The sequence below is a fragment of the Psychromonas sp. L1A2 genome, from assembly GCF_009828855.1.
Taxonomy (GTDB): domain Bacteria; phylum Pseudomonadota; class Gammaproteobacteria; order Enterobacterales; family Psychromonadaceae; genus Psychromonas.
Genome location: NZ_WUAG01000002.1, coordinates 215,429 through 228,142, shown reverse-complemented (window position 1 = coordinate 228,142; position 12,714 = coordinate 215,429). Strand labels below are relative to the sequence as shown.

General features: G+C 36.5%; 10 protein-coding genes and 1 pseudogene. 7 read left to right on the top strand and 4 right to left on the bottom strand.

The genetic code is table 11. The features are described from left to right. Positions 1-101 precede the first annotated feature (101 nt). The 3 genes from GQR59_RS11530 to GQR59_RS11520 all read left to right on the top strand — a co-directional run bounded on the left by GQR59_RS11530 (position 102) and on the right by GQR59_RS11520 (position 4,330). The gene (locus tag GQR59_RS11530) at positions 102-1,094 is read left to right on the top strand and encodes a DUF1852 domain-containing protein (RefSeq protein ID WP_160062891.1); all 993 of its coding nucleotides are present in this window, start codon (positions 102-104) and stop codon (positions 1,092-1,094) included. 55 nt (positions 1,095-1,149) lie between these two features. Beyond that, the gene (locus GQR59_RS11525) at positions 1,150-2,178 is read left to right on the top strand and encodes a methionine synthase (RefSeq protein ID WP_160062889.1); all 1,029 of its coding nucleotides are present in this window, start codon (positions 1,150-1,152) and stop codon (positions 2,176-2,178) included. Between the two features lie 247 nt (positions 2,179-2,425). Beyond that, positions 2,426-4,330, top strand: a complete 1,905-nt coding sequence (locus GQR59_RS11520; RefSeq protein ID WP_160062887.1) for a putative glycoside hydrolase — start codon at positions 2,426-2,428, stop codon at positions 4,328-4,330. A 360-nt stretch (positions 4,331-4,690) separates the two neighbouring features. On the opposite strand, the pseudogene GQR59_RS11515 reads toward GQR59_RS11520, so the two are convergent. Together GQR59_RS11515 and grcA are read right to left on the bottom strand one after the other, a co-directional pair. Next, positions 4,691-5,604: pseudogene (locus GQR59_RS11515) on the bottom strand (transposase). Between the two features lie 120 nt (positions 5,605-5,724). Beyond that, the gene (gene grcA, locus GQR59_RS11510; protein ID WP_025565887.1) at positions 5,725-6,105 is read right to left on the bottom strand and encodes an autonomous glycyl radical cofactor GrcA; all 381 of its coding nucleotides are present in this window, start codon (positions 6,103-6,105) and stop codon (positions 5,725-5,727) included. Positions 6,106-6,447: 342 nt separating this feature from the next. On the opposite strand from grcA, the gene ung reads away from it, so the two are divergent. The 4 genes from ung (at position 6,448) to GQR59_RS11490 (ending at position 10,462) form a co-directional block, all read left to right on the top strand. Beyond that, positions 6,448-7,098, top strand: coding sequence for a uracil-DNA glycosylase (gene ung / locus GQR59_RS11505; protein ID WP_201288097.1), 651 nt, complete (start codon positions 6,448-6,450; stop codon positions 7,096-7,098). A gap of 179 nt (positions 7,099-7,277) precedes the next feature. After that, entirely contained in the window at positions 7,278-7,817 is a 540-nt protein-coding gene (locus tag GQR59_RS11500) for a hemerythrin domain-containing protein (RefSeq protein ID WP_160062883.1), read from the top strand. Positions 7,818-8,207: 390 nt separating this feature from the next. Next, entirely contained in the window at positions 8,208-8,882 is a 675-nt protein-coding gene (locus GQR59_RS11495) for a 2OG-Fe(II) oxygenase (protein ID WP_236546746.1), read from the top strand. A gap of 491 nt (positions 8,883-9,373) precedes the next feature. Then, on the top strand, positions 9,374-10,462 hold the full coding sequence (locus tag GQR59_RS11490) for a Preprotein translocase subunit SecY (RefSeq protein ID WP_236546745.1): 1,089 nt from the start codon (positions 9,374-9,376) through the stop codon (positions 10,460-10,462). A 413-nt stretch (positions 10,463-10,875) separates the two neighbouring features. Here the strand turns inward: GQR59_RS11490 and GQR59_RS11485 are convergent, their stop codons facing one another. Continuing rightward, positions 10,876-11,523 (bottom strand): peroxiredoxin-like family protein, encoded by a 648-nt coding sequence (locus GQR59_RS11485; protein WP_160062879.1) that lies wholly within the window; start codon positions 11,521-11,523, stop codon positions 10,876-10,878. A 291-nt stretch (positions 11,524-11,814) separates the two neighbouring features. Then, positions 11,815-12,693 (bottom strand): DMT family transporter, encoded by an 879-nt coding sequence (locus GQR59_RS11480; RefSeq protein ID WP_160062877.1) that lies wholly within the window; start codon positions 12,691-12,693, stop codon positions 11,815-11,817. Positions 12,694-12,714 lie beyond the last annotated feature (21 nt).

The following is a 12,714-nucleotide window of genomic DNA, read 5'->3' as shown; positions in this document are numbered from 1 at the left end:
CTTAATTCGACGTCATCGATATAAATAAGACAGATGGCTAGAAAATCCTGAAAAAACAGGGAGTGTACAGATTTTATGATTGAGAATTGGAGCTAAATACCATGAACACAGATTTTACCTTTACGATTAAGAGCACAGGTTTAGATGAGCATTACCAACCTGCTGGCAATACACGAGCGACAACCAATTTTGCCAATTTAGCGCGTGGGGAGAGCCGCCAACAGAATCTGCGTAATGCATTAAAGATGATCGATAATCGATTTAATGCCTTAGCGCATTGGGACAACCTAAAGGGCGATCGTTATTCTGTGGAACTTGATATTATTTCTGTTGAAATGGACATTGAAAGCAGTGGTCAAACGTTTCCATCCATTGAAGTGTTAAAAACTAATATTGTTGACCATCAAACTAATCAACGTATTGAAGGCATTGTTGGTAATAACTTCTCGTCTTATGTACGTGATTATGACTTTAGTATTTTGTTGTCTGAGCATAATAAAGGACAACCGTCATTTAGCATCCCAGAACACTTTGGTGAGTTGCATGGAAAGTTATTTCAGTCTTTCTTGCATTCCTCTGCTTATAAAACGCATTTTAATAAACCACCTGTTATCTGTTTAAGCGTGGCGGAGACTAAAACCTATCAACGCATTGCAAACCACCATCCGGTATTAGGCGTTGAATATCAGCCGAATGCATCTTCTTTAACAGAGCAATATTTTAAAAAGATGGGCCTACAGGTGCGTTATTTTATGCCGCCTAATAGTGCTGCGCCCTTGGCTTTTTACTTCGTTGGCGATTTGTTAAATGATTACACCAACCTTGAACTGATCAGCACTATCAGCACCATGGAAACGTTTCAGAAAATCTATCGACCTGAAATTTATAATGCGAATGCAGTAGCAGGGCAAACTTATCAACCGAATTTGAAGAACTTAGATTATTCATTAACGCATATTGTGTATGACCGAGAGGAACGTAATCGTTTGGGTATTGAGCAAGCGAAGTTTGCTGAAGCGCAATTTATCAAACCCTACCAAGCTGTATTTGAGCAGTGGTCTGCCAATTATCAACAGCAACTTTGTTTCGCTTAATAAGTTAAAGCCTAATAATAAAAAATTAAATACCTAATACAGGAAGCAATTGATCATGAAAAAATTATTACCAACTTCTACAGCAGGCAGTTTGCCTAAACCATCTTGGCTTGCAGAATCTGAAACACTATGGTCTCCATGGAAATTACAAGATCAGGCGTTAGTGGATGGCAAAAAAGATGCATTATGTGTGTCATTACACGAACAACAACAAGCCGACATAGATATTGTCAGCGATGGTGAGCAGACTCGCCAACATTTTGTGACTACCTTTATTGAGCACCTTAATGGTGTGGATTTTGAAAATCGTAAAATCGTTAAAATTCGTGATCGTTATGATGCGAGCGTACCGACAGTAGTTGGCCCTGTGAGTCGACAAAAACCAGTGTTTGTTGAAGATGCGAAGTTCTTACGTCAACAAACAGATCAGCCAATCAAATGGGCGTTGCCAGGTCCAATGACCATGATCGATACGCTGTATGATGACCATTATAAAAGTCGTGAAAAACTCGCTTGGGAATTTGCGATCATTTTGAATCAAGAAGCCAAAGAGTTAGAGGCTGCTGGCGTTGATATTATTCAATTTGACGAACCTGCTTTTAACGTGTTTTTTGATGATGTAAATGAATGGGGAATTGCTTGTTTAGAAAGAGCGATTGAAGGACTTAAGTGTGAAACAGCAGTTCATATTTGTTATGGCTATGGCATTAAAGCCAATACAGATTGGAAAAAGACCTTAGGCAGCGAGTGGCGCCAATACGAAGAAGCGTTCCCAAAATTGCAAGCCTCTAATATTGATATTATTTCGTTAGAATGTCACAACTCTCATGTGCCGATGGAACTACTTGAGCTTATTCGCGGTAAGAAAGTAATGGTAGGCGCAATTGATGTGGCAACCAATACGATAGAAACGCCAGAAGAAGTGGCGAATACGTTACGAGAAGCCCTTAAATATGTTGATGCAGATAAGCTTTACCCATGTACTAACTGCGGCATGGCACCTTTATCGCGTGAAGTAGCAAGAGAGAAGTTAAAAGCACTGAGTGATGGTGCTGCTATCGTTCGAAAAGAGCTTTCGGTCTAGTCTACAATGGTACTTACTAGTTAAAAATATGTCGTCCTGTTAACTTTGTTGATTGAGTACTTTAGTAAAGACTCTCAAATTGTATTGGGGTTTTAAGGAGTATCAAATTTTTAAAATAGATATTTATATTAATAACGAAGAGGTTATGTTAATTGTGACCAATTAATAATGTTTGAATAAATCATCTGATGCCTCGTCCTTTACTGCAGAGGGCTTTATTAATAATATTTAATTAATAGGAAGTACAATGAAAATACAAATAAAATGGAGTATGGCTTGTCTATTATTCATATCGTTAGTACCGCCAGTGAATGCTGCTAATAATGAAGTTTGGTTCGCATTGAGTGCACAAGCTTGTATTGGCGAAGATACCGATCTTGCTGTTAATAACGGTTTGACAATAAGCGACCTCAGTTCAGACAATATGACTTGTACACAAGCATCCATTGGTAACGACATGGTTTATAGTATTGATTGGGAAGGTAGTGACTTTGACCGTGATGGAACTAACGATACACTGACTTTCGATTTACGTGTTGAAGGTTTTGCCGGTTCTACATACAGCTATTCTGCTATAGCGGGTGAGTCATCCATGACCGCTTTAGGTGAATCAAGCCCTGTTACTTCTGATACGACTAATAATTTTTGGGATGTTGAAGACAATGGTATAACAGGTATTGGTGCAGGACAAAGTTTACGTTTTAGTGTGGAGAATATTAAAGTTTCTGTTTCTGATTACAGCGCAACTATGAATGGTTTTGATTTTATTAGTTTAATAGAAACCGGCGGTCGCACTCATACACATATTCGTGGTGAAGGAACTGGCTTAGATTCAAGCACTTTTAGTAATGATTCTGTCTATAGTTTTTTATCTCTACAACCATTTGTGATTACAGGCGCTGGTGATTACTACAGTCATTTACTTGGCAGTATTAATCAAATTCAATTTTCTTTTTCAATTTCTAACCCTGAATTAGTCACAACACTTGATGATTATGATTATTCGCTTTATGGCATGGGACCAGATTTTTTTGATGTTTACCCTGAATCGGATACATCACGACAAGCCTACTATCCTGAATTTTCTTGGGATACCGTACCCCGTTGGTTAGCTGTACGTAATTCTGATTCTTACACCGATCAGCAAATCGAAACTATTGCCGCACATTATCAACTAGTAATGTTAGAAAAAGCTAATGAGGCAGGTTTAGAAGCTGTTGATGAGGGTATTAAAGAAACGAGTAGAAGGCTGAAGGAAATAAACCCTAATATTTCAAATATTTTTTATTGGAATTCGGTTATTTTTTACAGTGGTTATAGCAATGATGAAGACTATGAAGAAAATGCTAGTGCGTGGAGCGTCTTAAATGATGATGGCAGTATTTATCTATTTAAAGATAAGTATTATAACTACAATAGTGAAGTTGAAGAGGCTCGAGATTGGTGGGTTGAATTACCTACTACAATAGCCGCAGATGATAATATAGATGGTGTGTTTGTTGATAAAATCACTAAAGCTGCATTCGATGAAATCTTTGTTGATGGCGAGCCCATTAATGGTTATGTCGATATGTTAAACCAATTACATGAAAAGATGCCAGACGATAAAATATTAATAGGTAATGTGTTACGAGGAGAAAGAAACAACGGAAATCGCTCTGTCATGGCATTATTTGATGGTTCTTATTTAGAGCGTTGGGACTTTACTGGTGATATTGCATTTCCTGAACAAACTGAAGCTGATGCCATTGCGGTGTCAATTCAAATGATGCGAGAAGCACTGGCACAAGGTAAGTTGATCAATCTTCAAACTGCACCAATGACTGATGAAGATGTGCCTGATACATATGAAGAGCAAATCGAGTTCATGGAAACACACGTAGATTACCCATTAGCTATATTCTTAATTGTTGCCGAAGAAAATGCTTTTTTTAGTTATCAGCTGAGTGTGAATGCATTACCATCAGCTAATACGGTGTGGGATAGCAGCTACATCGAAGAACTTAATCATAAACTTGGAGAGCCCTTAGGTGATCCCGTTAAAGATGGTTACATTTATACACGTTCATTTGAGTATGTTGATGTATGGTTAGATTTGCAAAACGGTGAAGCTTTATTAACATGGCGCGATACGCCAATTAGTGCAAATTAACCGTCAGTAATTAATGTATAAATTAAGAGAGTCGCTAACTAAAAAAAGCCGCTCTTTCAAGGTTAAACCTAATGTTATGACTAAATATTAGGTTTAACTTTAGGTATAAAAAAGTGATCAGCGAAGATAGTTAGTCATTGAATTGCACTTATTATGCGAATTTAGGAATTAAAAAGTGCGTATGAAGTTAGTTTATGCCTGAATGGCACTGCATTAAGGTTTTCTACTCTTTGTTCCTGTGTTTTTTCGTTGCTTTTGTGGGGACCCTTTTTTAGAATATCAGCTCTACAGGGTAAGATTATGAATTTTCCATTTTAAGCTAAGTGTGATCAAATAGGCTTATTATACCAATTCCTATAATTAAGTTTCCAGATTGGTCCAATCTCTGTAACAGAGTGAGATCACTCTTTTGGTATCTTCACTAAAGCGATGCCAAGCATGGCAACATTTATTAACAATGTCGTTATAACCATCAAAGCATCTATTCGCGATTTTATTATCCCGCATCCAATGCCAAACTTGTTCGATTGGATTCAATTCAGGAGAATACGGAGGGAGGTGAATGATCGTTAAATTAGTAAACTCTTCAGCTAAATAGGACTGGTGCCAACTGGCTCGATCCATTATTACAACGGCATTTTTCCCTTTGGGGTTACATCAGAAATTAAGCGTAAATGAACCTTCATCACATCACTATTACTGTAAGGCTCTCGGTCTGGTGCCTTTTTCTGTCCATATCCTAGTTGTTATTACGTTGACCACACCTAGCCTCACCCTGAAACCAAATATGGACATCTTTTAAATGAACATGCTCAGGAATCTTAAGGATCGTTTTTATTTGAAATTTTTTAAAAGATGCTTGTGCTTTAACTGATTGCTTTGGGTGTTTAGAGCGTATCGTTATCTAACTTAGATTTAACTTACCCAGTAAATGATAAATGTTGGTTTTTTGATAAATGACCCCGAATGTAGTTTCGATATATTCTTGTATATCTTTTCCCTGTAAACGGCCATCTTCTGACTTTGTAGCCTTATCAATGACATACTGCTTTATTGTAGAAAGTTGCTCGGAGTTGAGTCGATGAGGTCTGCCATTGCGTGGCTTTACTTTTAAGTCTTTTAATCAAAATGTTGACACTTCTACGGCTAATTTTTAAAAAATCTGCAATTTCAGTTCTATTTTTACCGTCTAAAAAGTGCGGTACAGCCAATAATTTTAATTGTTGTCTCGCATTGATCTCCGAATTAATTAGTTCCGAAAAGTTATGGCTCATATTAATGCGGGTTTATATTGTTAAGTTTAGCTGAAAAGCCTAATAGAAGTTAATTATTAGGCTTTGGTGATAGTGAAGAGATCAAGCTAATCTCTTCACTATTATTTCAAACGAAAACTTTTATAAGCTTTCTGTAAATGTACGTGTTAATACATCTTGTTGTTGCTCTGGTGTTAGTGAGTTAAAACGTACTGCATAACCTGATACACGTATTGTTAACTGTGGGTACTTTTCAGGGTGTTTTACAGCATCTTCTAATGTTTCACGACGTAACACGTTCACATTTAAGTGTTGACCACCTTCCTGTGCTTTTGGCGCTTCAATCGCTACTTCTTTATATTTAATTTCACCGAGTTCAGCTAAAGAAATAACTTGATCTTCAGCGTATGCATTGTCTTTCACACATAAACAACGCGCCTGTGCATTTTCTTCATCTAATAACCAAAACGAGTTTAATAACGCAGTGTTATTTGATTCAGTAATTTGAATACCTAAAGCCATAATATTTCCTTAATTCTTAATTATTGTTTAGTAATACGGTTTAGTAATACGGTTTAGTAATACAGAAACCGTTTAATAAAGCATGCAATAAATAATATCTAATGCTGCTGGTTAATTAATCTACTTATGATTATAGGGCCGCTTATGTGTGATGTACAACATTAATCACTTACTTTTATAGTGGTTTATTTGTGTTTATATTGAGCAATATCAAAGCAAGTTTGTAACTGGTTGTTTTTTCTTAATATTGTTTTGTTGCTCAAATGTAAAAATAAAGTTTATATTTAACAATTGCTTATGTGGTATATTTTATTTTTGATAATTACTAAATGGTAGATGGTTATGTCCTGGTTTGATTTTATAGAAAAGCAACAGCAACAAAGTTACTTTAAACAATTACAGTTGTTCATCGACCAAGAAGAAGCCGCTGGAAAAACTATCTTTCCATCCCCGACAAATCGTTTTACTGCTTTTTCACTAACTGAATTAAAAGACGTTAAAGTGGTCATTTTAGGACAAGACCCTTACCACGGTGATGGCCAAGCACATGGGCTGAGTTTTTCTGTACAAGAGGGCATAAAATTACCGCCTTCATTACGTAATATCTATAAAGAACTCGCTGATGATCTACAGTGGACAACCTTACCGGAAAGTGGTGATTTAAGTGATTGGGCGAAGCAGGGGGTATTATTGTTGAATACCGTATTAACGGTTGAGAAGTCTAATGCAGGAAGCCATGCAAAAAAAGGTTGGGAGCAGTTTACTGATAATGTTATTCAACATATTAACGACCAAACAGAAGGTGTTGTATTTTTATTGTGGGGCAGTTACGCGATTAAGAAGTCACAGATGATTGATCAATCTAAACATCATATTTTGACTGCTGTACATCCTTCGCCATTATCTGCATATCGTGGTTTTTTTGGTTGTAAGCACTTTTCAAAAACGAATCAATTGCTCACAGAGCAAGGTAAGCAAGCAATTAACTGGTAATTGATTGGTAATTGATTGGTAATTGATGGTTTTTTAGCGTGTTCATATTTATTTCCTTAACCGCTAATGCTTAATGACTGTTTATTGATTTTGCGCAGGAGTTGAGCAAGATATTTGCGATATCATCTGTTAGTAATTATTAGCAATGCTTCTTCTTTTATTAATAGATGGGAATTCACATGCTTAATCGTATTCATAAAGACCATAAAAATATTATGCAGTTGTTGCAGGTGATGGACAACCATATTGTGTCATTAAAATTAGATGAGGAAATTGATTACCAACTGCTCAAGTCTATTACTGATTACCTTAAACATTATTCAGATAAATACCATCATCCGATGGAAAACCTCATTTATGCTTATTATCTAAAATATAGAGTGGTGACTGATCAAGTTGCCAATCGTTTGGAAGATGATCATAAACAGCTAAAAATTCTCACCACAGAATTAGACGACATGATCAACATGATTTTGTTGGATGCGATTATACCTAAAGAAGTGTTTATAGAAAAAATGGAAGGGTTTGTGAGTAAACAAAAACAACATTTAAACTATGAAGAAGCTGAAATTCTACCCGCCATTCAAAGCAGTTTAACAGAAGATGATTGGGCTCACTTGATTTTACAATGGAAGCATAAAGAATACGTCGATCCACTTTTTGGTGAGAGTATTAGCGATCAATTCAAAGCATTAGCCTTACACATTAAAGTTAGTTAATACGCTAAAAAAACGATGCTGTTGTCTTACAATGGCATTTATTTAATCGAGGTGACTGTGTGTTTTTTAGTTGCTTACACCTAGCTTTTTTATTTAACAATAACAGTATAATAAAGCTTTTCTTATTTTAAAAAACTGTCACTATGCGATCTCACACCTTTCGAGATATCAAGAGTAGTTAACGCAATAAAATAATTGTTTAACGTTAATTATTTCCCATCAAAGATTCCAGTGTTTATCAGTCTAAATTAGTACTTTTATCTTTTTAGATTGAGCATGACTTCCACCAAGACGATTAATAACAAAACTAATTTACATGTCATTTTTATTAAGTCGGTTTTATTAATTAAGCTTTATCAATTAACTAGATCATTAAGAAAGGACTTTACTTTGCTAGCGTTAAAAAATGTCTATGAGTTTACTGGCAATAACTCAAATGATGATTCCTTGTTTGCACTTATCGCAGAAGGTATTGATAAGCGTGGGTACAGTATTATGCCAACGGCGTTACCTGAAGCATTAACACATTCTTTATTTACGCATCAGCAATTGATGGAAGCTGATAAATTTAAAAGTGCAGGTATTGGTAGAGGTAAGGAATACCTACAAAATGAATTCGTTCGAACTGATGCTATTAGCTGGATAACTGGAGAAAGCCAAGCAGGACAAGATTGGTTAACTTGGGTAGCAGGATTACAGACTTATTTAAATCGACGTTTATTTTTAGGGTTATTTTCATTTGAAAGTCACTTTGCCCATTATCGCCCTGGTGACTATTACAAACGTCATTATGATGCTTTTAAAGGCGAGTCTAATCGGGTGTTATCTGTGGTTGTTTATTTTAATAGTCATTGGTTACCTAGTGATGGTGGAGAGTTGGTGTTATATAAAAGTGACCATGATAAAGAAGGGATTAAAGTGGTGCCGTTAATGGGCACGATTGTAACGTTTTTAAGTGAAGAGTTTCCACATGAAGTATTAGCGGCAAACCGCGATCGTTATTCTATAGCAGGGTGGTTTCGTGTTAATACGTCGGTCACTGATCGCGTTGATCCGCCACGCTAACTTTTATTATGTCGTGTGCCGTTACTCATAACATTACTTCTCATCGATATTTAGCATCCTAAATTCGCATAATAAGTGACTTAAGGTGCTGTTTTATTTCTGCTTGTGTCGTTATGCTCTGAATCCAAGTTATTCTATTACGCCAGTTTGTCTAAATAAGTGGGGCTAATAACACTATCAATACTAATGACATTATTAAAGACAATAATCGAAGATAAAAAAACTAAATAGAGCGATGACCACTTACTATGACTCAATTCATGCATCGGTTAATCATACTTTTAGAAGCTCTGTTTTTTAAATCGGTATAAAAAATAAACAAAATATTGATAATTTACTTATTTATTCATCTAATGCCTGTCATTACTGGCTTTTCGATAAAAGCCTCTCTACAATTCGCGCCAATTTCTGTCCTTATTGATCTGCTTTGTTAGTTATTACCAAGGCTTTCACGATTTGAGCAATGATCAATAATCATAAGTAGGTAATTCATGACTAATATATCGACCCTATCTAAAAAACGCATTCGCCATGCAAAAGGTCCTTTTGCGATGACCGTTGTTTATAGCTTTACCGGTGCATCTATCTTGGCATCAATCATCTTTTCATTATTACTCTTTTTATCAATTGATAATGGATTTTGGATGCAATTTTTATTTGGCTCATTGGCCGTGATATTCGAGCTAGGAAAGTTTTTTGCTTGGTATGAATTTGGGGAACGTTTAGCAAGACGCAATATTAGCGCCGCATTTTCAGCGTTTATCTTTTACAGTGTGTTAGCCATTATTTCTATTGGTGGCAGCATCGGTGGTATTAATAGTGCAACCAATACCGCCCAGAGTCACCTTGATGTGCAAAATAATAAAAAAGCCGCATTTGACTTTCAAATAGCGGCCATTGATAAACAGATTGCGCTTAATAATGTTGCCGCAGAAAAGTATATTGAGTTGAATCGTATCGTTACGGGGGTCGCGCGTATTCAAAAAGAGAATACTCAATTACGTGAACAACAGTTAGCGCTGGCTATTGAACGTGATAAACAACCCGTTGCAAGCCAAGGCTCTGTATTAGGCTTAATCGGTAGCGTTGCGACAGCACTGAATATAGAGAATAAAACAGCACAGCTATCATTAGTGATTTTTCTGTCAGTTTTATTAGATTTATTTGCCGCTTTCTTCGTTGGATTAATTGGTGAAGAGTTGCGTTTCTCTCGTACTTTAAAACTACAACAGGCAGAGCAAGAGAAAGCATCGTTAAGTGAGCAAACTAATCTTGCGCTTTATAATAAGCAACATGAACAGCAAGTAGCGGCGATATCTCGAAGTGAAGATTTATTACAACAAGCTATTTCATTACTCAGCAATGGCACTGTGCGTTGCTCAAAGAAAGCATTATCAGACAAGTTAGCTTTAAATACTGAAGATACGGATCACCTGTTTACTACTCTATTGGTACAGGGATTCATTAGGCAAAAAGCGAATCGTCACTTTGTGTGGGAAGGTCAAACGTTGCCAAACATGAACAAAAAAAAGAGCGCTGAAATTAAAGCAACGGCATTGGACGTCGAACAAGCTGCTTAATAAATAGAATCGTTTAGCTATTTATCCATTAATCAATCAGATTAACGTCGTCATCATACTTATCCATTTAATCTGTATCGATTTTAGTGAACAGTGATAATTGAGTAGAATAGTAGAATAGTAGAATAGTTGAATACGATAGTTGAATAGAATAGCCGGATAGAATAGCTTCTGCTGAATAGTAATGCATGAGCCTGTCTGTATTTATTAGGGCAGGCTCATGCGTATTATAATAATAAAGGTTGTTGCTCTTGTGCACTTTCGCTAGAGCAGCTTATTTTATTAATGAGAAGGACTGATTTTTAAAACAGGCGATGAGTAAAAATGACATTTACAAAAACAACTAGCGCTATTTATTAATATCACTTTCCACTCTATTTTGGTTTGCTTAATAGGCTTAATTAGCTCAATGCTTATAGTTTTTGTAAGGCATCGATAATATCTGAAGGCTCTGAACGTGTGCGGTAATCAACATCTACGAAACGCCAAGTTACTTCACCAGTTTGATTTAATACAAAAGTAGCTGGGGTTGGCATAATGTTAGCATTGCCATTATTAATTGTTTCAATATCCAGTTTTCGATCTACTTTCATATGCTCTAATACAAACTCTGGTACTTCCCATGCAACGCCAAATTGTGCAGCCACTTTTGCATCTTGGTCAGATAGAACCGTAAACTCCATTTTGCTTATTTCATTTTTTGATAATGAACCATCTGGCACCTCTGGACTGATAGCCACTAGTTCAGCACCGAGGTCATGTATCTCAGTTAACCGAGCTTGTAATGCTCTAAGTTGTAAGTTGCAATAAGGACACCAGCTGCCACGGTAGAAGGTCACAACGACCGGACCTTTTGCTAGTAATTCAGTGAGTAAAGTTGATTTACCTTGCTGGTTTGGCAATTCAAAATGAGGTGCTGCTTGGCCAAGTTTAAGTGCGTCACTACCTTCTTTAAAAGCTTTTGCTTGAGCGATAACATCATCGATACCTTTCATAAAATCAGGGTTAGCTTGTCGACCTGCTTCAATCTTAGCGTCGGTTTGTTGTTTTAATGTTGTCATGCAGTTGCTCCTAATGTGTTAACGGAAAGAATGTCTAGTTTATACTTATATCAGTGACTAGGTTGCTTGAATGTACATTCATTTTTACCAACAAAACGCACTAAAGCATTTATATAAACTAGTTAACCAATCTCTCAATAAGCTATTTAAAAGGCAATCACAGCAGACTTTTTTCTTGTCTCGTTGTTGTTCAGAGCAATCAATATAAGAGGTGAATAATTGTAATGTATTCAAGAGTTGTTATAAATTTGAAAGCCAAATTGCACAATAACTTTCAAATTTACTTTACGTTTAATGTTTGAACATTTTTCTTATTTGTGGCCAACGGCTGATTAACATTGCCATAAAGATTAAGCAACATCCAAATACTTGCCCTAATGACATCACTTCACCAAACCACAGTACAGCAAAGATAGCAGCCCATACAGGCTCTAAATTCATAATGACGGCGGCATGACTAATAGGCGTTAAACTCATTGCATACATTTGTAATAAGTATCGTAAACTTGTTGCGAGTAACGCGCTTGCTAAAAACCAGGCAAAAATATTAGGGCTAATGCTTGTAGGTAATGACTCGGTCAATAACGACACTATCAACAGTAAGATTCCCGCAGTGGTTAATTGCACACTGGTTAACACTAATGCATGTACTCGCAATAAAAATCGCGATAATAGGTTAAGTTGAAAGGCAACAGCAATAGCCGTTCCTAAAAAATAGAGATGTGAAATTTCAAAATTCAAACCATTACTGAGTGCTAAAAAGCCTAATCCGATGATAGCAAAAGGTAATGCAACCCAAATACTCGTGGCGGGGCGATCTCCAAACATAAAGCGTCCGATAATCGGTACAAATACGACGCCCATACAGGTAATGAAAGCACCGACACCGACGTTGCTACTTTGATAAAGTCCCATAACCCAGCAAAGCATTGCCAGCCCCATTACTGCGCCGATTAGCATCACTGGTTTAATCTCTTGCCATGTAACACCGCGAAAATACCGATGACCAATCAATAATAAAACCACACCGCCAACAAGAAAGCGCATTGAAATAAAAAATAAAGGGGTCATGCCCATTAAGGCTTCTTTTGAAAAGATCCAACCTGCGCCGGCTAAAATAGTCACTAGCACTAAAAGAAGTTCTGCTTTAAAGGCAAATTTTTGTTGCAAAATATGTCCTTACTTATATGT

Bases quoted from the DNA above. Each gene is read 5' to 3' on its own strand.
- GQR59_RS11500 (WP_160062883.1), top strand. From the start codon at position 7,278: ATGCTTAATCGTATTCATAAAGACCATAAAAATATTATGCAGTTGTTG.
- GQR59_RS11525 (WP_160062889.1), top strand. From the start codon at position 1,150: ATGAAAAAATTATTACCAACTTCTACAGCAGGCAGTTTGCCTAAACCA.
- GQR59_RS11485 (WP_160062879.1), bottom strand. From the start codon at position 11,523: ATGACAACATTAAAACAACAAACCGACGCTAAGATTGAAGCAGGTCGA.
- grcA (WP_025565887.1), bottom strand. From the start codon at position 6,105: ATGGCTTTAGGTATTCAAATTACTGAATCAAATAACACTGCGTTATTA.
- GQR59_RS11490 (WP_236546745.1), top strand. From the start codon at position 9,374: ATGACTAATATATCGACCCTATCTAAAAAACGCATTCGCCATGCAAAA.
- ung (WP_201288097.1), top strand. From the start codon at position 6,448: ATGTCCTGGTTTGATTTTATAGAAAAGCAACAGCAACAAAGTTACTTT.
- GQR59_RS11520 (WP_160062887.1), top strand. From the start codon at position 2,426: ATGAAAATACAAATAAAATGGAGTATGGCTTGTCTATTATTCATATCG.
- GQR59_RS11530 (WP_160062891.1), top strand. From the start codon at position 102: ATGAACACAGATTTTACCTTTACGATTAAGAGCACAGGTTTAGATGAG.